General features: G+C 34.8%; 9 protein-coding genes. 3 read left to right on the top strand and 6 right to left on the bottom strand.

The window, feature by feature from the left end:
- Positions 1-172: 172 nt before the first annotated feature.
- The 6 genes from AB1397_08515 to AB1397_08490 all read right to left on the bottom strand — a co-directional run bounded on the left by AB1397_08515 (position 173) and on the right by AB1397_08490 (position 4,413).
- Positions 173-1,096 (bottom strand): divergent polysaccharide deacetylase family protein, encoded by a 924-nt coding sequence (locus tag AB1397_08515; protein MEW6483015.1) that lies wholly within the window; start codon positions 1,094-1,096, stop codon positions 173-175.
- Positions 1,097-1,909 carry an HD-GYP domain-containing protein gene (locus tag AB1397_08510; GenBank protein ID MEW6483014.1) on the bottom strand — a complete coding sequence of 271 codons (813 nt, stop codon included), beginning with the start codon at positions 1,907-1,909 and terminating at the stop codon, positions 1,097-1,099. It abuts the gene before it with no gap.
- Between the two features lie 131 nt (positions 1,910-2,040).
- Positions 2,041-3,207 (bottom strand): DUF1015 domain-containing protein, encoded by a 1,167-nt coding sequence (locus AB1397_08505; GenBank protein MEW6483013.1) that lies wholly within the window; start codon positions 3,205-3,207, stop codon positions 2,041-2,043.
- A gap of 38 nt (positions 3,208-3,245) precedes the next feature.
- Complete coding sequence (locus AB1397_08500) at positions 3,246-3,419, bottom strand: hypothetical protein (GenBank protein MEW6483012.1); 174 nt, start codon at positions 3,417-3,419, stop codon at positions 3,246-3,248.
- Complete coding sequence (locus tag AB1397_08495; protein MEW6483011.1) at positions 3,416-4,180, bottom strand: FliA/WhiG family RNA polymerase sigma factor; 765 nt, start codon at positions 4,178-4,180, stop codon at positions 3,416-3,418. Before AB1397_08495 ends, AB1397_08500 begins: the two co-directional genes overlap by 4 nt.
- On the bottom strand, positions 4,177-4,413 hold the full coding sequence (locus tag AB1397_08490) for a hypothetical protein (GenBank protein MEW6483010.1): 237 nt from the start codon (positions 4,411-4,413) through the stop codon (positions 4,177-4,179). Before AB1397_08490 ends, AB1397_08495 begins: the two co-directional genes overlap by 4 nt.
- Positions 4,414-4,543: 130 nt before the next feature.
- On the opposite strand from AB1397_08490, the gene AB1397_08485 reads away from it, so the two are divergent.
- The 3 genes from AB1397_08485 (at position 4,544) to AB1397_08475 (ending at position 8,958) form a co-directional block, all read left to right on the top strand.
- Entirely contained in the window at positions 4,544-6,511 is a 1,968-nt protein-coding gene (locus AB1397_08485) for a DUF2723 domain-containing protein (GenBank protein MEW6483009.1), read from the top strand.
- Between the two features lie 167 nt (positions 6,512-6,678).
- Entirely contained in the window at positions 6,679-6,753 is a 75-nt protein-coding gene (locus AB1397_08480; GenBank protein MEW6483008.1) for a hypothetical protein, read from the top strand.
- Positions 6,754-7,137: 384 nt separating this feature from the next.
- Complete coding sequence (locus AB1397_08475) at positions 7,138-8,958, top strand: glycosyltransferase family 39 protein (GenBank protein MEW6483007.1); 1,821 nt, start codon at positions 7,138-7,140, stop codon at positions 8,956-8,958.
- The last annotated feature ends 232 nt before the right edge of the window (positions 8,959-9,190 follow it).

The raw sequence follows: 9,190 nt of genomic DNA, 5'->3' as shown, positions 1-9,190 counted from the left end.
GAATTTTGAATGTTGAATTTTAAATTAAAAGGGGAAAAATTTATAAAACTTAACCTTTTTCAATCCAAAATTCAAAATTTAGAATGCAAAATTTCTTAAATAAACATAAACCCTATCTATTTTTGCACTAAGTGAGGAAAGATGCTATAAAAACCTGAGTAGATCACATTTTTTAGTTTTTTAGAAGCTCTGAGGCAGAAACAAGCTCTATTCCATTCTTTTGAAACTCTGGAATCTTTTCTAAAAGAACAGAAATGGTTGCCCTTTTAGAAATATGACCAGTCCCAATCGCAGAGCCTTTGTTTCTTGCTACCTCTATTAGCAGAGAAAGAGAAGAAAGGACAGAATCTAAAGAATTATTATTGTCTATGAATATTTCCCTTTTGCCTGCTAGAATTCCCATATCTTTTGCTAATTTATAGGCAATGCTCTTTGAGGTTGTAAGGCTATCTACAAAATAGAGGTTTTTCTCCTTAACTATCTCAAGGACAGGCTCCATTATTTCTTTATTTGCTGTTGCCTTTGAGCCTCTATGATTATTTAAACCAACGCAATAGGGTATACTTTCAATTGCTTCTTTTGTAATCTTTTTTATCTCATCAGGGCTCATCTTTGTAGAAATTTCTTTCTTTTCTTTTTTTCCATTTATTGCCTCCATTGGAAGGTGGACCATAACCTCTCCTCCATTATTATGAACAAGCTCTGCTGTTTCTTTTGAAAAGGAGAGATGGGGAATAATGGAGACGGTTATAGGATAGCCCTTTTTTATTAAAGAAATGGCATCTTTTGGAAGGGAATAACCTGCATCATCAAGGATTATGGCTATTTTACAAGGTTTTCCAGGCAAAATTGGCTTAAAGGGAGCTCCCCGAGGTTTTTCGGGAAATGCTTCTTTCCATCTCTCTTCCCTCTCCTCTCTTCTCTCTTTTGTCTCTAATTTCTCCTCAATAGATAAAAGCCTATTGGATAATTTATCTATCCCTTTAAGGAGCTTTTGATTTTCTCTTTCAATATAAAGAATAGAAAGTAGCCAACCCCCCAGACAAAAAAAGGCTATCAAAAAAAGAATTAAAGAATAATCCCTTTTTTTCTTCATTTAAGCCTCTAATGCCGTTATCTCCTCATAGGCAGACTCCTCCTTCTCCCTTGCAATGACATTAAGAAGTGCCTGGACAATCTTTGGGTCGTGTTGCTTTCCTGCATTTTTCCTTAATTCATCAATGGCTACCTCAGGCTTTAATGGCTTTCTATAAGCCCTTTTTGCTGTCATTGCAGAAAATGCATCGGCAACAGAAATTATCCTTGCACCAAGGGGTATCTCTTCTTGTTTTATCCTATCTGGATAGCCTGTTCCATTAAACCTCTCGTGGTGATTTCTGATATAGGAAAGCCCGTTTTGTATAGATGATATAGGAGAGGCAATATATTCACTCCTTATAGAATGGCTTTTAATAATCTCAAATTCCTCATCATTCAAAGAATCGGGTTTATTTAATATAAAATCTGGAATCCCTATCCTTCCAACATCGTGAAGTAAGGCGCATTTTTCTATCAAAGAAACCTCCTTTCTTGGAAGGGAAAGTTCAATTGCTATCTTTCTTGCATACTCAGAAACCTTTTCTGAATGTCCCTTTGTAAAGAAATCCGATGCCTCTTTTGAGAAAATCATAGCCAAAAGAATCTTATAATAGTTTTCCTCAAGGTTTATAGTAAGAAAATCGCTCTCCTTAAACTCCCGATGAAAGAATTCCTCTCTTAAATTTCTCTCCTCCTTTAATCTTTCCTCAACAAAAAAAAGCCTTTCTGATAGCTTGCTTTCCTCCCTTTTTCCCTCTTTTATCTTCTTATAGGAGACAATGAGAAGGAAAGAGAGGATAATAATTATAGAAAGAGAAATAAGTAAAATCATTTATAAACAACCCCCAATACATACCTTAAGGAACTTACCAAATTGAAGGAAGAATTCTCCCTTTAAAGAAAAGGCAAAAACACATTGGCTTAAAAGAAAGATAAATAAAAATCTAGTCTTCATTGGCTATGTTATACCAATGGATGTATCACCAAGCCACAAAATGGCTTTGGATAAAAATATGTTGCCTTGCCAGGCATCCTATTTCCCGATGATGCTATTTTAAGCACATCAGAAATATCTGTTGGCCTTAAAAAAAATCCACAGGCACCATTCATCGCCCTATCAAATACCAAATTCCTATCTATTGTATATTCAATCTCGCTTTCGTTTATCTTTCCATCAAATAATAATACATGGAGGATAGAAACATCAAGCATTCTTAATTCTTCCTTGATTTTATTTAATAAACCCTTGTCTTTAAGGGTTATAATAAAACTAAAATTTCTTGTGCAAACCCCAAATACCCCAATTTCCTTCCTTTCTGACAAACAAGGCAAAATCTTTTCTTTGGGTTTTTCCTCTATATTAAAATATCTCTTTATTCTTAAAATATCTGGCATTCCTTTAATTATTCTATGTGCAGGAAGAATTTTAAAGTCACCATATTCTATGCTAGAGATAAGTGCCATTGTTCTTTTCTTTTTTTCATCTTTTGTTTCTTTAAAGTATGTAAGGGCTGTATCGTATCTATGGTGGCCATCTGCAATAAATAGCCTTATCTTCTGGAATGCCTTTTGAATATCTTTGTTCTTCTCTATCCTCCATAATCTACAAAATAGCCCATTTTTATATTCAAACTCAATAAAGGGAGGATGAATAGGCTTTATAAGGGCTTTTATCTTTCCATTATCAGAGAATATAAGGAATATGGGAGAAAAATTTGTATTGCAGGCTTTAAGCAATTTTAACCTGTCTACCTTTGGTTTTTTTAATATCCTCTCATGCGGTAGGATAATACCAGATGTATAATCTTCAAGGATTAGGGAGGCAATAATGCCTTGGAATTTTCCCCTTTCTCCAAATATCTCCCATTCCTGTTCATAAAGATAAAAATATTCTTCTTTCTCCTCAATAAAAATATTGTTCCTTCTCCATAATGCAAGGGTCTCTTTTGCCATTTCATATCTATTATGTTCTTTTCCAAGGATAAGCCTAATTATGTTATAAGGGCTTTTTTTGTAATATTCATTTTGCTCTTCTTCTCCTATGACATCATAGGGTGGTGTAACCACTGAGGCTATATCAACCTTTTTTGGGTTGTAGACCTCTCCCTTGAATGGAAAAACCCCTGCCATTTCAAAAAATAATAATCTTTTTTATCTATTTGTCAAGATTAGACCTTCTGACCTTTTGACTCTTTAGACTCTTTTGCTAATAGGATTGAGATGGGAATGATAACAAGGCCTGCGGTAATAAAAAATGGACCAAGAAATAGCCTTTTTAGGTAAAGGAAAAGAAATCCCATCCCATAAACCAAAAGCCCAATTACAAATATCTTTTTATTCATTTTGTAAAATCAGCTATTTTCTTTCTTATAGATACCTTAAGCTTTGTTATAGCATTTGCATGAAGCTGGCAGACCCGGGATTCAGTAACATTTAGAACCTTTCCAATCTCCTTTAGGGTAAGGTCTTCATAGTAATACAAGGCAATAGTTTCTCTTTCTTTTTCAGAAAGCCTGCTTATGGCACCTGCCAATATATCCTTTACCTCTTCTTTCTCTATGATAACCTCTGGATTTTGACTTTGGGAAGCTTGAATTGTGTCAATGCCCAGAATCTCATAGTTATCTTCTCCTAGATACCACACTTCATCAAGGGAAATAATTGTTGTTCCTGAAATGTCAAGAAGGATTTGGTTAAATTCTTCCTTGGTTATTTCAAGCTCCTCACATACTTCTTCCTCTGTGGCTGGTCTTCCGTATTTCTTTTCAAGCTTTATATAGGTATCTTCAAGCTCCTTTGCCTTTTTTCTCATAAGCCTTGGCACCCAATCAAGGGCTCTTAACTCATCTATAATAGCACCCCTAATTCTTTTTGAGGCATAGGTTTGAAAAACAAACCCCTGATTTGGATCAAATTTCTCAATAGCATCGATAAGCCCAATAATTCCATAGCCTATCAGGTCATTATAGTCAATATTGGGAGCTCCTATAGCTATCCTTCCTGCTATATATTTAACAAGGGAGGCATATTTTAAAATTAGCTCCTCCCTTATCTTGGGATCATTGGTTCTTTTATACTCCCTCCATTGCTCTTCTTCTGTCATGGCCTTTCCTCTTTAAGAATAACATTAAATCCTTTTTTCTTTTTAAATTGCCTTCTTATAAAAGCTTCTAATATCAATCCAAATATAAAAACAATAAGAAATATAAAAAACATTTTAATAAAGGAAACAAAGAATAACTCCCTAAAAGAAACTATTCCTTCCAGTCTAAATATAGAAAACAAACCTGCGCTTACCGAGATCAAAAATCCCACAAGAAATGGAATTATTCCCATTTTTAAAAAATTATAGGGATGAAAAATCCTTGTGTCAAGCATTTATCTCATTCTTCTTCCCAAAACCCTGTAAGATTCTCACATTCAAATTAAAATAGAAAGCATAAATGTTTTTTGGTATAATTTTGAAATGGCCCTTTTTGTTTTTTTTGTTTCCCTTTTTGTTTATCTTTTTACCCTTACACCCTCTATTGGTCTCCATGATTCAGGGGATATGACCACAGCCTCCTGGATTCTTGGAATTTGCCATCCGACCGGATACCCATTTTATATGATTCTTGGAAAGGCCTTCTCAAGCCTTATTCCTATCGGAAGTATTGCCTTTAGGATGAATTTTCTCTCTTCCATTTTTGCCTCCTTATGTGTAATGATTACCTATTTTATTACCTTAAAGCTAATCCCGCATCTTAAATCCCGCATCCCAAGCATTATTTCCTCCTTAACTCTTGCCTTTAGCACAAGATTTTGGGAACAGGCTATAATTGCAGAAAAATACACCCTAAATGGCTTTTTCTTTAGCCTCCTTACCCTTCTTTTGATTAAAAGAAAATGGCTCTTGTTTAGCTTTTTTCTTGGCCTTTCCTTTACTCATCATACCCAGACAATGTTTCTTCTTCCGGGAACATTTGTCTTTATCCTCATTACATTATTGAAACACAAAGATGCAGAAAAAAGGCACAAAGGCACAAAGGCACAAAGGCACAAAATAATTCAAAATTCAAAAGAGAAAATTCAAAATCTCTTTAAAATGGCATTTCTTTTTATCCTTCCATTATTCCTCTGGTTCTATCTTCCAATAAGGGCAAGTTGTAATCCAGAGCTAAATTGGAATATGCCAAAGGATATAACGGGATTTACACAGCATATCACAGGATTTGGATATACAGGGCTATTCTTCCTTCCTACATTTATAAAGGTATTAGGCCATTTAAAGGATAGGGTTTTTCCTTTCTTTCTTTCACAATTTACCATAATTCCCCTTATCTTTGCCTTAATTGGCTTATTCCTTCTTTTTAAAAAAAATATTCTTTTCTTTTTCTTTTGCCTTCTTACTATTATCTTTAACATCTATATGGCAATTGGCTACAATATCCCAAATATTGAGGATTATTATATCCCATCCTTTATCTACATAAGCATATTTGTAGGGTTTTGTTTTTCAGTTCTTCCAAAGAAAATCCCTTTTTTCTGCCTCCTTATCCCCTTAATCCCCTTAATTACCCATTTTAATTTTTGCAACAGGAGGAATTACTATATCATCTATGACCACACCCTTGCCTTGATGGATTCTCTAAAGAAAGATTCTATTTCCCTTTATACAATGGATTACAACATATTCCCTTTATGGTATCTTGAATATGTAGAGAAGAGGAGGGGGGATATTTCGCCCATTTTATACCCATATTTTCATCAGGATTGGACATTGTTCCGCCTCCTTCAGGATAAGCCCTATCTTAATATGGATAGGTCTCCCTCAAGGGATAAGCCATTATCCGAGCTTGATGCTATATTAAAAAAAAGATTTGAAACCCTGGTTTTAAACAATCCAAATACCCCAATTTACCTTGATTTTAAGGGATGGATTCCTCAGGGTTTTATCTATATTCCTTCTGGCTTTGTATTCAGAATTCTACCTTTTAATTGTGATATTGAAAAAGAGCTTACAGAAAGCATTCCAAATTTTAGAGCAAGGAAGCTAAATGAGACAAGGGAATGGAGGACAAAGATGATGGTAGATGAGTATTCAAAGGCTTACAATGAAAGGGGTAGCCTTTACAATATCCTTGGAAGGCATAATGAGGCTTTGGATGAATACCTTAAGGCAATAGAGCTAGAAAAAAATAACCCCGTAATTTACAGAAACCTAGGAAGGACATATGCTGTTTTAGGAAAATATAATGAGGGAGAGAGGGCTTTAAAGAATGCCTTATCAATAAAGGAAGATTATGCAGATTGCTATTCTGACCTTTCTATTATTTACCTTAAGCTCAATAAAAGAGAAAAGGCGATCTCCTCCTTAAAAAAGGCATTGCAGATAGACCCAAATCATTCTGAGGCAAAGAAAAACCTTTTAATTCTCCAGAAAAATAAACCCTAATTTTTAGGGTCAATATATATTAAAAAATCAGCGAAAATCTGTTAAATCCGTGTCATCTGTGTGCTTAAGCTTATACATTGGAGACAATAATTTTCTTGTCAAAAATATCCTGGTTGTTGTATTATGGTAAGAAGCATTATCTGGTTGAAATAAAGTCATCGGCAGATATGGATGAGCTTGGAACATTTGAGAGAAAGTGCATATTTTACCAGAAAAACAGAAATTATTCCAAAAGATTTTAATTGCTGTGGAAAGAGGCTTTTAGCTTTGGTGGTTTTGGGGCTGGTTTGGATAAATCCTTTATATGCTAATTTGACCAAGCAGGATATTGAGGATATAAGGGACACATCTGCTAGAACTAGGCAACAGGTGGAAACAAAACCCCTGCCTCTAACCTTACCAGCCAAAGAAAATCCAAAGTATAGGTTTATCACACTTGCCTACCTACTCGTCAAAAGGATTTTCTAAAAGGCTGTTTTCAGGGAGCTTAAAAGGGATAAAGCTTCTGGAATAGATGGGGTATATGCCCTCTCCTCGTATAGAGGAAGCATTGCTGAAGAGCCAGGTTGCGGAAATCCTTAAGCACGGTTCTGTGGAGGGGCATAAAATATAGGAGGTTATAGAAAATGTCTACTCGACAAAGGATTAAGAGGCAAAAAAAGAAAAATATGGGTTTTCCATTAGAATATATCCTTATTATCTCCCTCCTTGTTATCTCATTTGTCTTAAGGCTCTCTATTCTTAAGGATATTGAAGCAAAAGGATGGCTTGGAAATCAGCTTATGGCAGGAACAGATATGGCAACCTTTGACTCCCAGGCACAAAGCATCTTAAAGGGAAAAAATATATGTTGGGCAGGAGCAACCTCTGTTCTCTATCCTTATTTTGTAGCTTTTATCTACCTTGTTTTTGGAAGAAATCTTCATTCTCTCTATATTGTTCAGACAATCATAGCCCTATTTTCCTATTTCCTTATTTATCTTGCAACAAAAAGGCTATTTGGCAAAAATGTTGGTTTTATTACATTTATTTTAGCCCTATTCTATGGCCCGTTTATCCTTTATGAGGATTCATTGTTAATAGACGGATTATTTACCTCCCTTGTTTGCATAATCCTCTATTTTTTGGTAAGAACCCAAGAAGATTCAACAAGAAAAAATGGCTTTATTTTGGGAATGGCAATTGGGATATCGGCCCTCCTGCGAGGAACTATCCTTACATTTCTCCCCTTTCTTTTTATTTTGTCTTTAATATTGTTGGGAGCAAGGAAGGGAATTCTTATCTTTTTGTTTATAGCAATTGGAAGCATAATACCAATAATTCCCGTTACAATAAAGAATTACATTGACACAAAGGAGTTTATTCTTCTTTCTGCAAAGGGAGGGATACAATTTTATATTGGAAATAACCCAGGCTCAACAGGCACTTCTGATTCATATCCAGAAAATTATAATGAAATTGCAGAGAGGATAAATAAAGAGCCGTCTATTTCAAAGAGGTCTTCTCTTTGGATAAAGGAATCTTTAAGGTTTATCAAAAACAGCCCTTCTGCCTGGTTAGGTCTTACCCTTAAAAAAGCCTGGCTATTTTGGGACAGTTGGGAGGTTCCCAACAATGTTGACTATAGCCATTTTAAAAATCTTTCAAAGGTTATGCCTGGATTCCTTACATTTAGCCTGATAGCTCCATTATGCCTTTTGGGTCTTATTTTGTCAATAAAGAGAAAGGCTGTGCTTGGATTGGTATTCTTTATTCTCTCTTATTTTTTGACCATAACAGCATTTATGGTCTTGGGAAGGTATAGGATAGGTGTTATTCCCGCACTTTTACCATTTGGAGGATATGCAATTTTTTATTTATATAATGCCTTTAAAAAGAGAGAAATCAAAATAATAACCCCTTGTTTCTTGCTATTCTCTTTGCTATTTATGGGGGTTAATTTCTCTTCAACCCTTAAAGGTTTAATCTGGCCTATGGTATATAAAAGTGGGGTAGAGATTGAAAAGGATGGTTATCTTTTAATTATGGATACACCAGAGGAAGGAGGAGGAAGAGAAACCTTTACTTTAAATAACCCCAATAGAATAATAAAAAAAGAGCTTATCATAAAGGATATTTCAAAGATAAAGGATAATTGCTTCTTCTTTTTTGATTTCTTTGGAGGTCCTGGGATAATTTCTATCCAGATAAATGAAAAAAATTTAGGAAGCACACCCTGCCCAAGTAGTGGCGGTCTGCTTATCTTTGGAAAGGCAGGTTTTCCTTTATCGATGTTAAGGGAGGGAACAAATACTATTTCATTAAAGGCTTTAGAGGGGCAATTTGAAATCCCCCTTGAGAAGGTATTAAGATATGGCAGGTCGTTTATCTCTGAAGATGGGGGAAAGACATTTAATAAAATAGAGAGGGGGGAATTCACCATAAGGCTTAAGCTTAAGTTAAAATAAAAAGGTGAACCCTGCTAAAGGTAACCCTCGGAATAGTTTAGGAGCAATGAACTCATTTTTTGCCAAAGTTGAGTTATGTGGGAAAAAACTCCCGACTGCTCAGTTATTTATAGTATCTTCCATTACTTAGTGCAAAAATAGATAGGGTTGTGTTTATCTGTTAAAAATTCATCCACCTTTTAAGAAATTTTGAATTCTAAATTTTGAATTTTGAATTGAAAAAGGTTAAGTT

The sequence above is a fragment of the bacterium genome (genome assembly GCA_040756715.1).
Lineage (GTDB): Bacteria > UBA9089 > UBA9088 > UBA9088 > UBA9088 > JBFLYE01.
This window is presented reverse-complemented; position numbering and strand designations above follow the sequence as displayed.

Coding starts and splice junctions, on each gene's coding strand:
- AB1397_08495 (MEW6483011.1), bottom strand. CDS start 4,180: ATGACAGAAGAAGAGCAATGGAGGGAGTATAAAAGAACCAATGATCCC.
- AB1397_08500 (MEW6483012.1), bottom strand. CDS start 3,419: ATGAATAAAAAGATATTTGTAATTGGGCTTTTGGTTTATGGGATGGGA.
- AB1397_08515 (MEW6483015.1), bottom strand. CDS start 1,096: ATGAAGAAAAAAAGGGATTATTCTTTAATTCTTTTTTTGATAGCCTTT.
- AB1397_08490 (MEW6483010.1), bottom strand. CDS start 4,413: ATGGGAATAATTCCATTTCTTGTGGGATTTTTGATCTCGGTAAGCGCA.
- AB1397_08510 (MEW6483014.1), bottom strand. CDS start 1,909: ATGATTTTACTTATTTCTCTTTCTATAATTATTATCCTCTCTTTCCTT.
- AB1397_08475 (MEW6483007.1), top strand. CDS start 7,138: ATGTCTACTCGACAAAGGATTAAGAGGCAAAAAAAGAAAAATATGGGT.
- AB1397_08485 (MEW6483009.1), top strand. CDS start 4,544: ATGGCCCTTTTTGTTTTTTTTGTTTCCCTTTTTGTTTATCTTTTTACC.
- AB1397_08505 (MEW6483013.1), bottom strand. CDS start 3,207: ATGGCAGGGGTTTTTCCATTCAAGGGAGAGGTCTACAACCCAAAAAAG.